This is a genomic window from Micromonospora sp. NPDC051227, from assembly GCF_044455385.1.
Lineage (GTDB): Bacteria > Actinomycetota > Actinomycetes > Mycobacteriales > Micromonosporaceae > Micromonospora.
On sequence record NZ_JBITET010000001.1, the window covers coordinates 1 to 16,160 of the forward strand.

The 16,160-nt window shown below is 72.5% G+C and carries 16 protein-coding genes and 1 tRNA gene; 12 read left to right on the forward strand and 5 right to left on the reverse strand.

Annotated features, from left to right (window positions below; all coding sequences use genetic code 11):
- Positions 1 to 503: 503 nt before the first annotated feature.
- From fdh to selB, 6 genes are all read left to right on the forward strand, one after another.
- The gene (gene fdh, locus ACIA47_RS00005) at positions 504 to 3,776 is read left to right on the forward strand and encodes a formate dehydrogenase (RefSeq protein WP_396704063.1); all 3,273 of its coding nucleotides are present in this window, start codon (positions 504 to 506) and stop codon (positions 3,774 to 3,776) included.
- Positions 3,766 to 4,878, forward strand: a complete 1,113-nt coding sequence (locus tag ACIA47_RS00010) for a 4Fe-4S dicluster domain-containing protein (RefSeq protein WP_396704066.1) — start codon at positions 3,766 to 3,768, stop codon at positions 4,876 to 4,878. Before fdh ends, ACIA47_RS00010 begins: the two co-directional genes overlap by 11 nt.
- A complete protein-coding gene (gene nrfD, locus ACIA47_RS00015; protein WP_396704068.1) occupies positions 4,875 to 6,098 on the forward strand; it encodes an NrfD/PsrC family molybdoenzyme membrane anchor subunit in 1,224 nt (407 codons plus the stop codon). Before ACIA47_RS00010 ends, nrfD begins: the two co-directional genes overlap by 4 nt.
- A gap of 13 nt (positions 6,099 to 6,111) precedes the next feature.
- Positions 6,112 to 6,207 (forward strand) — tRNA-Sec (locus ACIA47_RS00020).
- A gap of 23 nt (positions 6,208 to 6,230) precedes the next feature.
- Positions 6,231 to 7,535 (forward strand): L-seryl-tRNA(Sec) selenium transferase, encoded by a 1,305-nt coding sequence (gene selA, locus ACIA47_RS00025; RefSeq protein ID WP_396704070.1) that lies wholly within the window; start codon positions 6,231 to 6,233, stop codon positions 7,533 to 7,535.
- Positions 7,536 to 7,537: 2 nt separating this feature from the next.
- Positions 7,538 to 9,292, forward strand: coding sequence for a selenocysteine-specific translation elongation factor (gene selB / locus ACIA47_RS00030; protein ID WP_396704072.1), 1,755 nt, complete (start codon positions 7,538 to 7,540; stop codon positions 9,290 to 9,292).
- A 29-nt stretch (positions 9,293 to 9,321) separates the two neighbouring features.
- Here selB and ACIA47_RS00035 read toward each other — a convergent pair whose 3' ends face one another.
- Complete coding sequence (locus tag ACIA47_RS00035; RefSeq protein WP_396704074.1) at positions 9,322 to 10,362, reverse strand: NAD(P)-dependent alcohol dehydrogenase; 1,041 nt, start codon at positions 10,360 to 10,362, stop codon at positions 9,322 to 9,324.
- A 95-nt stretch (positions 10,363 to 10,457) separates the two neighbouring features.
- Here ACIA47_RS00035 and ACIA47_RS00040 point away from each other — a divergent pair, with 95 nt between their 5' ends.
- The 5 genes from ACIA47_RS00040 to ACIA47_RS00060 all read left to right on the forward strand — a co-directional run bounded on the left by ACIA47_RS00040 (position 10,458) and on the right by ACIA47_RS00060 (position 13,463).
- Entirely contained in the window at positions 10,458 to 11,066 is a 609-nt protein-coding gene (locus ACIA47_RS00040) for a TetR family transcriptional regulator (protein WP_203121122.1), read from the forward strand.
- 209 nt (positions 11,067 to 11,275) lie between these two features.
- Complete coding sequence (locus tag ACIA47_RS00045) at positions 11,276 to 11,590, forward strand: hypothetical protein (RefSeq protein ID WP_396704077.1); 315 nt, start codon at positions 11,276 to 11,278, stop codon at positions 11,588 to 11,590.
- Between the two features lie 58 nt (positions 11,591 to 11,648).
- The gene (locus tag ACIA47_RS00050; RefSeq protein ID WP_030327722.1) at positions 11,649 to 11,846 is read left to right on the forward strand and encodes a hypothetical protein; all 198 of its coding nucleotides are present in this window, start codon (positions 11,649 to 11,651) and stop codon (positions 11,844 to 11,846) included.
- Positions 11,847 to 11,926: 80 nt separating this feature from the next.
- Complete coding sequence (locus tag ACIA47_RS00055) at positions 11,927 to 13,204, forward strand: hemolysin family protein (RefSeq protein WP_396705304.1); 1,278 nt, start codon at positions 11,927 to 11,929, stop codon at positions 13,202 to 13,204.
- Positions 13,205 to 13,277: 73 nt separating this feature from the next.
- The gene (locus ACIA47_RS00060) at positions 13,278 to 13,463 is read left to right on the forward strand and encodes a hypothetical protein (protein ID WP_036410487.1); all 186 of its coding nucleotides are present in this window, start codon (positions 13,278 to 13,280) and stop codon (positions 13,461 to 13,463) included.
- A 5-nt stretch (positions 13,464 to 13,468) separates the two neighbouring features.
- On the opposite strand, the gene ACIA47_RS00065 is transcribed toward ACIA47_RS00060, so the two are convergent.
- Entirely contained in the window at positions 13,469 to 14,119 is a 651-nt protein-coding gene (locus ACIA47_RS00065) for a hypothetical protein (RefSeq protein ID WP_203121128.1), read from the reverse strand.
- 133 nt (positions 14,120 to 14,252) lie between these two features.
- Here ACIA47_RS00065 and ACIA47_RS00070 point away from each other — a divergent pair, with 133 nt between their 5' ends.
- Entirely contained in the window at positions 14,253 to 14,456 is a 204-nt protein-coding gene (locus tag ACIA47_RS00070) for a hypothetical protein (protein ID WP_203121130.1), read from the forward strand.
- Here ACIA47_RS00070 and ACIA47_RS00075 read toward each other — a convergent pair whose 3' ends face one another.
- The 3 genes from ACIA47_RS00075 to ACIA47_RS00085 all read right to left on the reverse strand — a co-directional run bounded on the left by ACIA47_RS00075 (position 14,457) and on the right by ACIA47_RS00085 (position 16,123).
- The gene (locus tag ACIA47_RS00075) at positions 14,457 to 14,933 is read right to left on the reverse strand and encodes a hypothetical protein (protein WP_203121132.1); all 477 of its coding nucleotides are present in this window, start codon (positions 14,931 to 14,933) and stop codon (positions 14,457 to 14,459) included.
- Positions 14,930 to 15,142, reverse strand: coding sequence for a phosphatidylethanolamine-binding protein (locus ACIA47_RS00080; protein WP_088948250.1), 213 nt, complete (start codon positions 15,140 to 15,142; stop codon positions 14,930 to 14,932). The genes ACIA47_RS00075 and ACIA47_RS00080 overlap by 4 nt, the downstream gene beginning before the upstream one ends.
- A gap of 99 nt (positions 15,143 to 15,241) precedes the next feature.
- Positions 15,242 to 16,123: a universal stress protein gene (locus ACIA47_RS00085; RefSeq protein ID WP_396704080.1), complete on the reverse strand. Its 882-nt coding sequence runs from the start codon at positions 16,121 to 16,123 to the stop codon at positions 15,242 to 15,244.
- Positions 16,124 to 16,160 lie beyond the last annotated feature (37 nt).

Sequence of the window (16,160 nt, forward strand, 5' to 3'; positions counted from 1 at the left end):
TGGGCTGGGCCACCCCCGGTGAGAAGATGACCCAGCTCCTCAGTGTTGCAACCACCGGTTGAGCCCGCCCACAGGACGGAAACTGTCCAAGATCTCGTGGGTTGTGGCCGAAGCGCGCGGCAGGATGGTGGGTGTTGTGGCCGTTTGGCGACCGGCGGTGCAGCGATGGAGTCCGGTGGCGGGACGACTCGGCGGGGCGCGGGAACAACGCAGGGTGCGGGTTGGTTGTGGAGGGTGTCGGTGTGACTCAGTGTCCCCGGGCCTCACCTAATATCGCCCTCGCGGAATACCGTTCGGCTGGAGCCGCGTCGTGCCACTCGCCGAGAGGCGACCTGCACACCGACACCAGCGCCGCCCCCGGCTCACCAACCGGGGGCGGCGCTGTCTTGCTTCCTCGCCGCGAGGACCGCCACACCGGTGGCCGGGGTCAGTCCCTCGGTTCGCGAACCTGTCTCAGTTGCCCTATCTTCAGAGGGTCGCTCGCGTGGGAGGGGGTGTCGGGGTTGGGTTTACGAACCTTTATCGAGGGTTGGCCGGTCTACCGTCAGCTCACCGGCACCGACCCGCTGGGCCGGGGTGCCGCGGCGAAGTCCGACGGGTCCCGCGCGCTCACCGCCCGCACCGATACCGCCGATTCGATGGCCCGGTCCGTCTGCCCGTACTGCGCCGTCGGTTGCGGCCAGCGGGTGTTCGTGAAGGACGGGCAGGTCACTCAGATCGAGGGCGATCCGGACAGCCCGATCTCGCGGGGTCGGCTCTGCCCGAAGGGCGCGGCCAGCAAGAGCCTGGTCACCAGTCCGTTGCGGCAGACCACGGTCCGCTATCGCCGGCCGTACTCGACGCAGTGGGAGGATCTGGAGCTCGATACCGCGCTCGACATGATCGCCGACCGGATGCTCGCGGCTCGTGAGCAGACCTGGGAGGACGTCGACACGCAGGGCCGGCCGCTCAACCGGACGCTGGGTTTCTCCAGTCTGGGTGGGGCGACGCTGGACAACGAGGAGAACTACCTCATCAAGAAGTTGTTCACCGCGATGGGGGCCCTTCAGATCGAGAACCAGGCCCGTATTTGACACTCCGCCACCGTCCCCGGTCTGGGGGCCAGCTTCGGTCGTGGCGGTGCGACGGATTTCCAGCAGGACATCGCCAACGCTGACGTGATCGTCATCCAGGGTTCGAACATGGCCGAGGCACACCCGGTGGGTTTCCAGTGGGTGATGGAGGCCAAGCGCAAGGGTGCGAAGGTCTTCCACGTCGATCCACGGTTCACCCGTACCAGCGCGCTGGCTGACTCGTACCTGCCGATCCGGGCGGGCACCGACATCGCGCTGCTCGGCGGGGTGGTGCGCTACATCCTCGACAACGAGCTGGACTTCCGGGAGTACGTGCTGTCGTACACCAACGCGGCGACGATCGTGAGCGAGGAGTTCAGCGACACCGAGGACGGCGATGGGTTCTTCTCCGGGTTCGATCCGGAGACCAACACCTACGTGCAGGACAGCTGGCAGTACGAGGGCAACGAGGGCTCCTCCGGCAGTGGGCACACGGCCAAGGAGCGCGACAGCGCGTCCGGGATGGAGCACGAGTCGCACGGCGCGCAGGTCGACGGGGACACCCCGCGGGACGAGACGTTGCAGCACCCGCGCTGCGTCTACCAGATCCTCAAGCGACACTTCGCCCGCTACACCCCGGAGATGGTCGAGCGGGTCTGTGGCATTCCACAGGACAAGTTCCTCGAACTGGCTGAGGCGTGGACGCGAAACTCCGGCCGGGAACGCACGGGGATGCTGATCTACTCGGTGGGCTGGACGCAGCACAGCGTCGGCGTGCAGTACATCCGCACCGGCGCGATCATCCAGCTGCTGCTCGGCAACATGGGTCGTCCGGGTGGTGGGGTCATGGCGCTGCGCGGTCATGCCAGCATCCAGGGCTCCACGGACATCCCGACGCTGTTCAACCTGCTGCCGGGTTACCTGCCGATGCCGCACCACGCCGACCACCCGACCTTCGACGAGTGGGTGGACAGCATCCGCCACCCCGGCCAGAAGGGTTTCTGGGGTAACGCCGGATCGTTCGCCGCCAGCCTGCTGAAGGCTTACTGGGGTGACGCGGCGACACCGGAGAACGACTACTGCTACGGCTATCTGCCCCGCCTGACCGGTGACCACGGCACCTATCAGCAGGTGCTGAACATGATCGACGGCAAGATCAAGGGCTACTTCCTGCTCGGGCAGAACCCGGCGGTCGGGTCGGCGCACGGCCGGGCGCAGCGTCTGGGCATGGCCAACCTCGACTGGTTGGTGGTCCGGGACCTGTTCATGATCGAGAGCGCGACGTTCTGGCAGAACGGCCCCGAGGTCGCCACCGGGGAGATCGTGCCGGAGGAGTGCCGCACCGAGGTGTTCTTCCTGCCCGCCGCGTCGCACGTGGAGAAGGAGGGCACGTTCACCCAGACGCAGCGGTTGTTGCAGTGGCGGGAGAAGGCCGTCGAGCCGCCAGGTGACGCCCGCTCCGAGCTGTGGTTCTTCTATCACCTGGGCCGCAAATTGCGGGAGAAGCTGGCCGACTCGCAGCTGCCGCGCGACCGGGCGCTGCTCGACCTCACCTGGGACTACCCCACGCACGGTCCGCACGCGGAGCCGAGCGCCGAAGCGGTGCTTCGCGAGATCAACGGGTACGACGTGGCGACCGGCCGTCCGCTGTCCAGCTTCGCGGAGGCCCGCGCGGACGGCTCCACCGCCATCGGCTGCTGGATCTACACCGGGGTGTACGCCGACGGCGTGAACCAGGCGGCCCGGCGCAAGTCCCGCCACGAGCAGGACTGGGTGGCCGCCGAGTGGGGTTGGGCGTGGCCGGCGAACCGGCGCATCCTCTACAACCGTGCGTCGGCCGACCCGGACGGCAACCCGTGGAGTGAGCGCAAACGCTACGTCTGGTGGGACGCCGAGAAGGGCGAGTGGACCGGCTACGACGTGCCGGACTTCGAGAAGACCAAGCCGCCGTCGTACCGGCCGCCACCCGGCGCGTCCGGGACGGAGGGCATCGCCGGCGACGACCCGTTCATCATGCAGGGCGACGGGAAGGGCTGGCTGTACGCGCCCAGCGGTGTCTTGGACGGACCGATGCCCACGCACTACGAGCCGGTGGAGTCGCCGGTGCGTAACCCGCTCTACGGGCAGCAGGCCAACCCGACCCGCAAGATGTACGCGCACCCGGTGAACTCGGTGAACCCGAGCCCGCCGGAGCAACACAGCCAGGTGTTCCCGTACGTGTTCACTGTCAGCCGGCTCACCGAGCACCACACCGCTGGTGCGATGAGCCGGACGGTGTCGCCGCTGGCCGAGTTGCAACCCGAGATGTTCGTGGAGGTGTCCCCGGAGTTGGCCGTCGAACGCGGCCTCGCCCACCTGGGCTGGGCGCACCTGATCAGCGGCCGTGCGGTGATCGAGGCGAAGGTGTTGGTGACCGACCGGCTCACCCCGTTGCGCGTCGAGGATCGGTTGATCCACCAGGTCTGGTTGCCGTACCACTTCGGTTTCGAGGGTCTGGTGACCGGCGACTCGGCCAACGACCTGTTCGGTATCAGCCTGGACCCGAACGTGCTCATCCAGGAGAGCAAGGTCGGCACCTGCGACGTGCGGCCCGGCCGCCGACCGTCCGGGCCGGCGCTGCTGGACCTGGTGGCCGACTACCAGCGGCGTGCCGGGATCAACCCGGGCCACAACGCCCCGGCGGTCACCGCCGACAGTGAGGGAGAGGAGCACGGTGCTTCCTGACCCGAACAGCCTGTACGGCCCGCTGGACCCGGCACCTGACGCGGGCTACGAGAACGCGCCGCCGCGGATGGGGTTCTTCACCGACACCAGCGTCTGCATCGGGTGCAAGGCGTGCGAGGTGGCCTGCAAGGAGTGGAACGGCGTCCCGGAGAGCGGGCTCGACCTGCTGGGTATGTCCTACGACAACACTGGCGCGTTGACCGCGAACTCCTGGCGGCACGTCGCGTTCATCGAGCAACCCCGGCCGGCCGGTCACCGCACGCCACCGTTCGCGGGAACGCCGACCGACGGTTCGGTCAGCGCCGCGGCTGCGGCTGCGGCGGCTGGCACCAGCGAGCGCACCGGCACGGACCCGGGTGTGCCGACCGGCACGCCGTCCGCCGCCGCCCGGATGGCCGGGGGCGGGCCGGCGGACGTGCTCGGCGCGATCGCGGCCGATCCGACCGCCGCGGGCCGGGGTGGCGCGGTGCCGCAGTTCCTGGGGATGCCGGGAGCCCAGCCGCCGGGGCGTGGGTCCGGGCCGGAGGGGCGTACGGATTTCCGGTGGCTGATGATGTCGGACGTCTGCAAGCACTGCACGCATGCGGCGTGTCTGGACGTCTGTCCGACGGGTTCGCTGTTCCGGACCGAGTTCGGCACGGTGGTGGTGCAGGAGGACATCTGCAACGGCTGCGGTTACTGCATCTCCGCCTGCCCGTACGGCGTCATTGACCAGCGCAAGGACGACGGTCGGGCGTGGAAGTGCACGCTGTGCTACGACCGGTTGGGCGCGGGCATGACACCGGCGTGCGCGCAGGCGTGCCCGACCGAGTCGATCCAGTACGGGCCCCTGGACGATCTGCGTGAACGCGCCGCCGCCCGGGTGGCGACGCTGCACGACCGGGGGGTCCCCGAGGCCCGCCTGTACGGCAATGACCCGAACGACGGCGTGGGCGGGGACGGGGCGTTCTTCCTGCTCCTGGACGAACCCGAGGTGTACGGGCTGCCGCCCGACCCGGTCGTGACCACCCGTGATCTGCCGAAGATGTGGAAGCGCGCCGGCCTCGCGGCCCTCGCCATGGCGGCGGCGACCGTCGCCGCGTTCGTCGGAGGTTCCTCATGACCCCACCGGGCCCCGTGGGCGACCGGTTTCGTCGCTTCCGGGAGCGGCTCGCCGCCGAGGGCGGCGACCGACCACAGGTGAGCGACGACCGCCCCAGCGCCGCGAGCGGTGCAGCGGCCACGAGCGGTGGCGACCATCCGAACGACGGGGGCACCGCCGCCAGCAGCCGCCGGGGCGACCTGACGGCGCGGCGGAGCACCGAAGGGGGCCGGCGGGGCAGGCGGCGCGGCGGCGGCGAGGAACTGCGGGTGCCGGAGGCGGAGTTCACGTCGTACTACGGTCGGCCCATCCTGAAGGCACCGGTCTGGAAGTGGGACATCGCCGCGTACCTGTTCACCGGAGGGCTGGCCGCCGGCTCGTCGCTGCTGGCCGCGGGCGGGCAGCTCACCGGGCGGCCCGCGTTGCGGCGCGCCGGTCGGATCACCGCGTTGGCCGCCGTCAGCGCCAGCGCCGTCTTCCTGGTGAAGGACCTGGGCCGGCCGGCTCGGTTCCACCACATGCTGCGGGTGGCCAAGCCGACCTCGCCGATGTCGATGGGCACCTGGATCCTCACCGCGTACGGGCCGGCGGCGGGCGTCGCCGCGATCGCCGAGGCGGCCGGTGTGCTGCCCCGGCACGGTCTGCTCGGGCTGGCCGGCCGGGCGTTGCCGTCGATCGGGCACGCCGCTGGGCTGCTCGCCGCCGGCACCGCGCCGGCGCTGGCCACGTACACCGGGGTGCTGCTGGCCGACACGGCGGTGCCGTCCTGGCATGAGGCGTACCCCGAGCTGCCGGTGATCTTCGCGGGCAGCGCGCTGGCCAGCGGCGCTGGCGTGGGTCTGCTCGCCGCGCCGCCGGCCCAGGCCGGGCCGGCCCGCCGGATGGCGGTGGCCGGCGCGGCCCTGGAGCTGTACGGCGCGCATCGGGTGGAGACCCGCCTCGGCCTGCTCAGTGAGCCCTACCGGTTGGGTCGGCCGGGTCGATTGCTGCGCGCCGGGCGGTTGCTGACCGCCGGCGGGGTGGCGGGTGCTCTGCTGGGCCGGCACAGCCGGGTGGTCGGGGCGCTCTCGGGGACCGCGCTGCTGGCCGCGTCGGTGCTGACCCGGTTCGGCATCTTCTACGGCGGCGTCGCCTCGGCCCGCGACCCCCGCTACACGGTGGTGCCGCAGCGCGAACGGGTCGAGGCGCGGCGAACCGGCATGGATCTTCCATCTGATCGGGCGGTGCCGCCCGCGGTGTGATCGAATGTCCGGTGGAGGCGTTCAGGCGGCTGGTGCCCCTCCCGGTCTTCAAAACCGGAGTGGTCCGGGACCCGGGCCAGGCGGGTTCGATTCCCGTCCGTCTCCGCCACACCGCTCGCAGGAGATGACGTGATGGGCGACGGCCCGGTGGACCCGCGACGTCGGGTGCCCCGTACGGACAGGCTGCTCGCCGACCCGGTGCTGGCCGCCGCCGCCGTGACCCTCGGCCGGGAGCAGGTCAAGGCGATCGTCTCCCACGCGCAGGGCCGCGCCCGTCGGGGCGAGCTCAACCCCGACGAGGTACGCGACGCGGCGGTCGCCGCGTTGCCCACGCCCGGCCCCCGGGTGGTGCTCAACGCCACCGGTGTCGTGCTGCACACCAACCTGGGTCGGGCCCCGTTGTCGTCCGCCGCGGTCGCCGCGGTGGTGGCCGCCGCCGGGCACACCGACGTCGAGTTGGACCTGGTTACCGGCCGGCGGGCCCGTCGCGGCCGGGGTGCGCTCGACGCGCTGGCCGCCGCGGTGCCCGACGCGGGCGCGGTGCATGTGGTCAACAACGGCGCCGCCGCGCTGGTGCTGGCCGCCACCGCGTTGGCCGCCGGCCGGGAAATCGTGGTCAGCCGGGGCGAGCTGGTCGAGATCGGCGACGGTTTCCGCCTGCCCGACCTGCTGGAGAGCACCGGCGCGCGGCTGCGCGAGGTGGGCACCACCAACCGCACCACAGTCGCGGACTACGCCGCCGCGCTCGGTCCGCAGACCGGCTTCGTGCTCAAGGTGCACCCGTCGAACTTCCTGGTCACCGGATTCACCTCCGCCGTCGGGGTACGGCAACTGGCAACGCTCGGGGTGCCGGTGGTCGCGGACATCGGCTCCGGGCTGCTCGGCGCGGACCCGCTGCTGCCCGACGAACCGGACGCGGCCAGCACCCTGCGCGCGGGCGCAGCGCTGGTCACCGCCAGCGGCGACAAGCTGCTCGGTGGGCCGCAGGCGGGGCTGCTGCTGGGTGACGTCGAGGTGATCGAGCGGTTGCGTCGCCACCCACTCGCCCGGGCGCTTCGGGTGGACAAGCTCACCCTGGCCGCGCTGGCCGCCACAGTGCACCAACCGGACACCCCCACCCGGGCGGCGCTGCACGCCGACCCGGGTGCCCTGCGTGAACGGGTGGAGCGGCTGCGGGACCGGCTCGGCGCGGACGGCCGCAAGGCGGAGGTGGTGCCGGCCGTCGCGGTGGTCGGCGGGGGCGGCGCTCCCGGGGTGGAGTTGGACTCGTGGGCGTTGAGCCTGCCCGAGCGGTACGCGGTGCCGCTGCGCACCGGAGACCCGCCGGTCCTGGGCCGGGTGGTGCGCGGTCGGCTCCTGCTCGACCTGCGCTGTGTGCCCGCCGACGCGGACGAGGCCGTCCGCGAGGCCGTGCTGCGCGTACCCGGGGAGGACTGAGCGTGTTCGTCGTCGCGACCGCCGGGCACGTCGACCACGGCAAGTCGACACTGGTCCGGGCGTTGACCGGGATGGAACCCGACCGGTGGGCCGAGGAACGCCGCCGGGGAATGACCATCGACCTGGGTTTCGCCTGGACGACGCTGCCGTCCGGCGGCACCGTCGCCTTCGTCGACGTACCAGGGCACGAGCGGTTCGTGCCGAACATGCTCGCCGGGGTCGGCCCGGTCCCGGCGGCGCTGATCGTGGTGGCCGCCGACGAGGGCTGGATGCCGCAGTCCGCCGAGCACCTGGCCGCGCTCGACGCGCTCGGCGTCGCGTACGGCCTGCTGGCGGTGACCCGCGCGGACCTTGCCGATCCGGGGCCGGCGACGGCCCGCGCCCGCGCCGAGATCGCCGAGACCAGCCTCGGCGCGGTGCCGGCGGTGGCGGTCAGTGGCCTGACCGGCGCCGGCCTGCCGCAGCTGCGGGCGGCCCTGGACCGGCTCGCCGCCCAACTGCCCGCGCCGGTGGTGGACGAACCGGTCCGGCTGTGGGTGGACCGCAGCTTCACCGTGCGGGGCAGCGGCACCGTCGTCACCGGCACCCTCGGCGCCGGGCGGCTGCGGGTGGGCGACGAACTGGAGCTGGCCGGCGCCGACGAGCCGGTCCGGGTCCGTGGCCTGCACTCTCTGGGCGAGGCCCGAGTGGAGGCGGCGGCGGTCGCCCGGGTGGCGGTCAACCTGCGCGCTACGCCCCGCGACCGGCTCGGCCGGGGCGACGCGTTGCTCACCCCGGGTCGGTTTCACCACACCGACCTGGTCGACGTCCGGCTCGCCGGCGACCCGGCCGCCGACCTGCCGGCCACCCTCACCCTGCACGTCGGGTCGGCGGCGGTGCCGGTACGGGTGCGCCCGCTCGGCCCGGACACCGTCCGGCTGCGGCTGGCCCGCCCGCTGCCGTTGCTGGTGGGTGACCGGGCGCTGCTGCGGGACCCGGGCCGCCACCACGTCAGCGGCGGGGTGCGGGTGCTGGACGTGGCACCCCCACCGCTTGGCCGACGGGGTGCGGCCGCCGCCCGCGCCCAGGTCCTCGCCGAGTTGGACGGTCGACCCGACCTGGCGGGGGAGCTGCGCCGTCGCCGGCTGATCCGGGCCGGCGCGTTGCTCCGGATGGGCGTACCGGTGTACGCCGAGCCGGTGGCCGGTGACTGGCTGGCCGACCCGGCGTACTGGCGGGGGCTCGGCGAGCGGCTGACCGAAGAGGTCGCCCGGCACGCGCGGGAACACCCGTTGGAGCCCGGGATGCCGGTGGACGCGCTGCGTCAGCGCCTCGCCCTGCCCGACCGGGTGCTGGTCGAGGCGCTGGTTCGGCCGCCGCTGCGGATCCATGCCGGTCGGGTCGGGGCGGCGAGCGCCAACGCGCTGCCCGAACCGGTGGCCCTGGCCGTGCAACGGGTCCGCGCCGAGTACGGCGACCGGCCGTTCCGCGCCCCCGAAGCGGACCGCCTCGTCGACCTCGGCCTGGGCCCCCGGGAGATCGGCGCCGCGGTGCGGGCCGGCGCCCTGCTGCGGCTGGCCGACAACGTGGTGCTGCTGCCCGACGCGCTCGACGACGCGGTCCGGGTGTTGGCCGGTCTGCCGCAGCCGTTCACCCTGTCGGCGGCCCGGCAGGCGTTGGACACCACCCGCCGGGTGGCGGTGCCACTGCTGGAGTTGCTGGACCGGCGGGGCGCCACCCGCCGGTTGCCCGACGACGCCCGGATCGTCGTCACCTGAGCGCCGCGCCGCGACCTGGCCAACCACCTTCAATCCAGGTCGGACATGTCCAGCACGAAGCGGTAGCGGACGTCGTTGCGCCGGAGGCGGTCGAATGCCGCGCCCACCTGCGCCGACGTGAGTACCTCGATGTCGGCGGTGACGCCGTTGTCGGCGCAGAACTGGAGCATCTCAGCTGTCGAGCGGCGGCCTCCGCTCCCGGCGGAGCTGAGCTTCTTGCGGCCGACAAGCAGGTCGGTGGTCTCGACGGTCACCGGACCCAGGTATCCGAGCAGGCTGAGGGTGCCGTCCATCGTCACCAGCTTCAGGTACGGGGCCAGGTCGTGCGGTGCGGAGATGGTGTCGATGACGAGGTCGAAGGTGTCGCGGGCCGCAGCCATCTGCTGGGGATCGGTGGAGTCGACGAGGTCGTGTGCGCCGAGCCGGCGGGCGTCGTCCCGCTTGTCCTGGCTGCGGCTGATCACGGTCGTGGTAGCGCCGAGTGCCACGGCCATCTTGACCGCGAGGTGGCCCAGGCCGCCGAGCCCAGCCACGGCGAGGCGACTGCCTGGGCCGACGTGATGAGAGCGCAGGGGCTCCCAGACGGTGATGCCGGCGCACAGCAGCGGGGCGGCTGCGGCCGGGTCGAGGCCGGCGGGGAGCGGGTAGGCGAAGGTGTTCCGCACGACGTATTCGCGGGAAAAACCACCCAGGGTCGTCGACCCGTCCAGCCGGTCTGTGCCGCCGTAGGTCAGAGTCGGGAAGGAGTGGCAGAAGTTCTCCTGTCCGGCTGCGCACATGGCGCAGGCGCCGCAGGAGTCGACGATGTTGCCCACCGCGACGCTTTCGCCGATCGAGAAGCCGGTCACCTCGGGGCCCATGCCGGTCACCACGCCGGTGAATTCGTGACCCGGCACCAGGGGTGCCTCGGTGTGCTGGTCGTAGTCGTGCAGGGCGTGCAGGTCGCTGTGGCAGACCCCGCAGTAGTCGACCCGCACCGCGATGTCGTCTGGGCGTAGGTCACGGCGCTCGATCGGGGTACGCCGCAGCGTCGTCGGGCCGGTCGCTCGCCATCCGGTGGTCCTTCGCATGATCGACTCCTCTAAACAGACTGTTCGGTCTGTGCAGCCTAGGTCGGACGGCGAGCCGAAGCAAACCAACCGTTCTGTTTTGCTAGGGTGGGAGCATGCCGGAGCAGCCCCTGACCTCGCGAGGCGCCGCGACCTACCAGCGCATCCTGGACGCCGCCACCGAGGAGTTCGCCCAACACGGCATCGCCGGGGCACGCGTCGAACGCATCGTGACGGCGGCCCGCACCAACAAGGCGCAGCTCTACGCCTACTTCGGGGACAAGGAACGACTCTTCGACGCGATCTTCCTCAGCTCGCTGGAGCGCATCACCAACGTCGTGCCCATCGACGCCGACGATCTCGCGGACTGGGCCGTTCGCCTCTACGACGAATACCTGCGCCGCCCCGACCTCATCCGGCTCGCGACCTGGACGCGGCTGGAACGCCGGCCCGCCGGCCACCTCGTCGAGACCCACCAGCACCACGACGACCGCAAGCTCACGGCCATCGCCGAGGCCCAGGCCGCCGGGCGGGTCCGCCGCGGTGACCCGTTCGACATCATGGCCCTGGTTATCGCGATGTCCATGGCCTGGTCGCCGGTGAGCAACGTCTATGCGGCCAGCAGCAAGGAACCCGACGACGTGCATTTCCGACGTCGTGCTCTGCTTCGCGAGTGCGTCCGACGAGCCACCGTGCCGACGGACCAGGATCAACCTGACCGCTGACCGCCGCGCCGATCCGGTGCTGACACGTTCGTGCAGGGATGCGACGGTTGGCTGATGATCGAGGTGTCCCCGTCCCGGTCGCGGCCGTTCGGTGGTCGGTGGCGGGGCGTCGTCTCGGTGGCGCTGCGTTGGGGGCTGCCGGTGCTGTGGGTGTTGTGGGCGTCTCTGGCGTGGTGGGTGGAGCCCCGCGGCCCGCACAGGCGGGTTGGATGATCGCGTGGACGCTGCCCAGCGGTCGGACCCGGTACGCATCCGTACAACCGCCCAACCCGCAGTCGTACCCCGCTGGGCCGGACCGGTCGGCGCAGACCGGGCCGGATGCGCGGCTCGCCGCCGTCGCCGACCCGTGGTACGCCGGCGGCGACACGGCGCACTTGCTCGGCGGTGTGTTGACTCTGCTCTGGCTGGGCCGGTTGATCGGCGGAGCGCCACCGCTGGCCGGTACCCGATGGTTCTGGTTCTGGATCGGGCTGCTGGTGTCAGTTGCGCGAATCATGTTCGGAACGACTGTGGTGCCGGGCTGAGCCGGCGGTGCCGGGCCAACCGGCCCCGAGGCCGGCGACGGTCACCTACGGTGACGCCATGGACCCTTCGGCGGTCTGGCGGGACCGGCAGCACCGGTGGCGGATCGAGGCGTACCGGGCACCGGACCTGCGCTTCGCCATCTACGCCACCAACGGCCCCACCGAGTCGGTGCCGCTGTGGCTGTTCGGGATGTCGGCGCTGGCCCGGTGGCTGATGACCCACGCCATCTCGCTGGACGACCTGGAGGTCGACTGAGCGGGGGCGCGGTCGCAAACCGGGCCCGCGCCGCGCTTCGCTGCGGTTGAGTGACCTCAGGCGGCGGACGGGGGTACGCGATGGGCGGTCAGCTCGGGCAGTTGGCGTTGGTGGCCGTGCTGGTGCTGGTCAACGCCGCGCTCTCCGGCAGTGAGATGGCGCTGGTGACCCTGCGGGAGGGGCAGTTGCGGCGGCTGGGCCGGCGCAGCCGCGCCGGCGACCGGTTGGTGCAGCTGTCCCGCGACCCGAATCGCTACCTGGCCACGATCCAGCTCGGCATCACCCTGGCGGGGTTCCTCGCCTCGGCGGCGGCCGCGGTGTCGTTGGCCTCGCCGCTGGTCGGGCCGTTGGGTTTCCTCGGCGGGGCGGCGCGTCCCGCCGCGGTGGTGCTGGTGACCGTGCTGCTGACCTTCGTCACGCTGGTGCTCGGGGAGTTGGCCCCGAAGCGGCTGGCCATGCAGCGCGCCGAGCGTTGGGCGCTGCTGAGCGCCGGCCCGCTGGATCTGCTGGCCCGGGTGTCCCGGCCGGCGGTGTGGCTGCTCAGCCGGGCCACCGACGCGGTCGTGCGGCTCGCCGGCGGTGACCCGCGGGCCAACCGGGAGGAGATGACCGAGGAGGAGTTGCGGGAGGTGCTGGCCAGCCAGCGCGGCCTGTCGGCCCAGCAACGGGAGATCCTGACCGGCGCGTTCGACATCGCCGGCCGGACGCTGCGGGAGATCCTGGTGGCCCGGCGGGAGGTGACGACGCTGCCCGCCGGTCTGGCCGCCAACGAGGGGGTCCGGCGGCTCGCCGCCGCCGGGCGGTCCCGCGCTCCCGTCACCGGCCCCGGCGGCCTGGACGAGGTGCTCGGGGTGGTGCACATCCGCGACCTGGTGCGGGCCGGCACCGCCCCGGTGGGTGAGCGGGTCCGGGCGCCGCTGCTGCTGCCGGTGACCCTGCCGGTCGCCGACGCGATGCGTCAGCTGCGGCAGGAACATCAGCAACTGGCCCTGGTGGTCGACGAGCACGGGGGCATCGACGGCATGATCACCATGGAGGACCTGCTGGCCGAGGTGGTCGGCGAGTTGTACGACGAGACCGACCGGGACGTGCGCGGGGTCGTCCGGGAACCGGACGGGTCGCTGCTGGTGCCCGGCGACTTCCCACTGCACGACCTGCCCGACCTGGGGGTGCGGCTGACCTTCCCGTTGTCCCGGGACTACACGACGGTGGCTGGTCTGGTGCTGGCCCGACTGCGGCACCTGCCGGACTCCCCGGGTGAGACGGTGCGGCTGCCCGGGCTGACCCTGCAGGTGGTGGAGGTCGCCGACCGGGCGGTGCGCCGGGTGCGGCTCTGCGGGTTCGTCACCGAGCGCTGAGGGTTCACCCGGAAGGCTGACAGAAGGTCCAAATTGACAAAGCGGGGAACGCGGTCCGCCTACCGTGCCAGACGTGAAGGACCGAGGGTTGCGTACGTTCGTCACGGTGCTGGCCGGCCTCGCGGTGATCTACTTCGGCAGCGCCGGCCGCAGCCCCGAGGAGGGCCGTGGCATCTCCGGCGGGGTGGTGGTCCTGGCGTTGCTCGCCGCGCTGCTGGTGTGGCACCTGACCCGCCCGGGGGACAAGACGGTCAAGTGAGCGCCTCAGCGGGCGGCGACGCGGGTGACCTCACCGGCGGACTCCTCACCCAGCGCCACCCGTACCAGGGCTGACGCGAGCCGGCCGAAGTCCGGTTCGTCGACGAGACCGGCGAGCCGGTCCGGGGATCCCGGCAGGCCCAGCCGCTTCGCCCCGGCCAGGGCCCGACGGTCGGCGTACGGGCGCACGTCCGACCAGACCGTCTGCGCCTCGCGCAGGTAGATGTCCGCGCCGGTGGGGCCGATGCCGGGGAACTCGGTGAGCCGCCGCCGCAGCCCGGCCGGGTCGCCCTGGGCCTCCCGGTGCAGGCGTCGCAGGTCACCGTGCCAGCGGTCCAGACACAGCCGGGCGCCGGTCCCGAGCATGGTGGCGGTCCGCTCGTCGTAGCGGCGGTAGTGGCCCCGGCCCAGCGCGTCGACGCGCTGCTGCCAACTGGCCGCCTCCATGGCCTGTGGGGTGCGGTAGCCGGCGGCGAACAGCTCCCGCGCGGCGTCCACCGCCACGCACGCGCGGATCCGGGTGCTCAGCAGCGTGGTCAGCACCAGCAGCTGATACAGCGGCCCGGGCCGGTCGGAGAGCCGGATACCGGCCTCCTCGGCGTACGTGCGGCCACGCCGGTCGAGCAGCACCCGCACCACACTTCGATCATTGCCCACCCCGTCGGGTTACCCATTTGAGGACCCGCTAGCCGTCGCACCGCTGACCACGGCCGGAATGCCACCGGGGCGGGCGGGTATGCCGACGGTGGAGGCGGTCGATGCCGCCCCCGTACCCGGAAGGGAGACACCCGTGGTCAACCCGCAGCAGGAAGAGCTCCGGCGCAACGCCAAGGGAGCCACCAGCCAGGACAGCAAGGGGCCCAAGCCGACCGGGCACCCGCTCAACCGTGGTTCGTCGCGCGGGGACGCCGGTCGACCGGTGCCCAAGGGGCAGGTGTCGCCGTACGGCCCGGCCGGTGAGCCGGTGGCCGAGGACGACAGCGACACCCGCTGACTAACGAGCGCGACCTGACGGCCGCCGCAACCTGTTCCAGGTGGCGGCGGCCGCCAGTCCGTACGCGAGGTGCGGGATGATGTCGGAGATCCAGTCGGAGCGCCGCCAGGTACGCGGGTCGCTGATCCCGAGCACGGTGATCGACCCGTCGGTCATGGTCATGACGCCCGCGCCGAGCAGACCCGTGGCCATCGGCAACGGCTGACGTCGACCACCGGCGTAGAGCGCGAACCCGATGCCCGCGGCGACGCCCAGCCCGTAACCGATCAGCGGCCCGAGGCCCGAGCGGCGGTTGGCCGCCCGGGCCCCGTTCCCCAGGTTCACATGCGCTATCCCGGCCAGCCGGTCGACGGTCTCCTGGGGGACGTCGCTCTCCGGTCGTCCCCGTAGCGCCATGTCGAGGTAGCTGACCACGTTCAGCGCAGTGCTGCCGACGGCGCCCGCGATCACGCCGTCGGCCACGTCGACAGTCCTCACTTCGGATCGCCCGGTTCGCGCTCGCTCTTCGGGCCGTACGTCCGCTCACCGCGCACCACGCCCCGTTGACCGCGATCCTCCTGGAGGATCCGGTTCGCGACCTGGTTGGCCTTGCCGTCGGGTACCCGACGCCCGGAGTCGTCGATCGCGTTGCGCAACCGCGCGCGCTGCTTGTCGTAGGCGTTACTGCCCGGCCGTGGTCCTGGCATCTGTGCCTCCTTCGTCGGTCTGGGCACCTGGTGCTGCCCACCGTCCGCTGGGCGTACCGCGGCCGTCTACCCGTCTGGTGGCGGACGAACCCCGGCGCGCTACCGGGGCGCGCGGACCACGACCACGGGGCACTGCGCGTGGTGCAGCATCGACTGGCTCACCGACCCCAGCAGCAACCCGGTCACCTCGCCGCGCCCACGCCCACCGACGACCGCCAGCTGCGCGGAGCGGGACGCCTCGGCGAGCACACTGCCGGCTCGGCCATGCACCACCTGGCAGGTCAACCGCAGACCCCGATGGTCCTCGGTGAGCCCGGTCAGCCACCCGGCGAGCATCCGCTCCTGCTCGCCGTGCAGCTTCGCCTCGTCGTACACCAGGGGTTGCATGTCGCCCGGACCGCTGCTGCCAGGATGTCGGTAGGCGTGCACCGCCACCAGCGGCACGCCGAGCGACACGGCGGTCTCGGCGGCGAAGTCCGCCGCCCGCCGGGAGGCCTCCGAGCCGTCCACCGCGACCAGGACCGGCTCGTCGGGTCGTTGCGTGCCGCGCGCGACCAGCACCGGGCAGTCGGCGTACGCGGCGACCTGCACCGCGACCGAGCCGACCAGCAGGGCGGAGAACCCACCCAGCCCGCGGTCGCCGAGCACGATGAGCGCGGCCGTGGGGGACTCGCCCACCAGCACCGCGGCGGCCTCACCGTCGATGATCTCGCCGGAGATCGACAACCCGGGCACTGTCGCCTCGGCCTCGCGCACCGCGGCCTCGACCAGCTCCTCGGCGCGGTGGCGCAGCCCACTGCCGGGCGGCGCGTCCGGGGCGGGGGAGACCGGTACGTGCAGCAGCGGCCAGATGAAGCCGTGCACGACCCGCAGCGGTCGGTGCCGGCGCGCCGCCTCGGTCGCGGCAAGGCGCACGGCGCGCAGCGCCGACTCCGAGCCGTCGACGCCGACCACCACCGCCGCGTTGTTCGCCGAGTTCACCGCCCACCTCCGCTCGCGGCCAGTATCGCGGGCCCGG

Bases quoted from the DNA above. Each gene is read 5' to 3' on its own strand.
- nrfD (WP_396704068.1), top strand. From the start codon at position 4,875: ATGACCCCACCGGGCCCCGTGGGCGACCGGTTTCGTCGCTTCCGGGAG.
- selA (WP_396704070.1), top strand. From the start codon at position 6,231: ATGGGCGACGGCCCGGTGGACCCGCGACGTCGGGTGCCCCGTACGGAC.
- ACIA47_RS00035 (WP_396704074.1), bottom strand. From the start codon at position 10,362: ATGCGAAGGACCACCGGATGGCGAGCGACCGGCCCGACGACGCTGCGG.
- ACIA47_RS00040 (WP_203121122.1), top strand. From the start codon at position 10,458: ATGCCGGAGCAGCCCCTGACCTCGCGAGGCGCCGCGACCTACCAGCGC.
- ACIA47_RS00045 (WP_396704077.1), top strand. From the start codon at position 11,276: ATGATCGCGTGGACGCTGCCCAGCGGTCGGACCCGGTACGCATCCGTA.
- ACIA47_RS00050 (WP_030327722.1), top strand. From the start codon at position 11,649: ATGGACCCTTCGGCGGTCTGGCGGGACCGGCAGCACCGGTGGCGGATC.
- ACIA47_RS00055 (WP_396705304.1), top strand. From the start codon at position 11,927: ATGGGCGGTCAGCTCGGGCAGTTGGCGTTGGTGGCCGTGCTGGTGCTG.
- ACIA47_RS00080 (WP_088948250.1), bottom strand. From the start codon at position 15,142: ATGCCAGGACCACGGCCGGGCAGTAACGCCTACGACAAGCAGCGCGCG.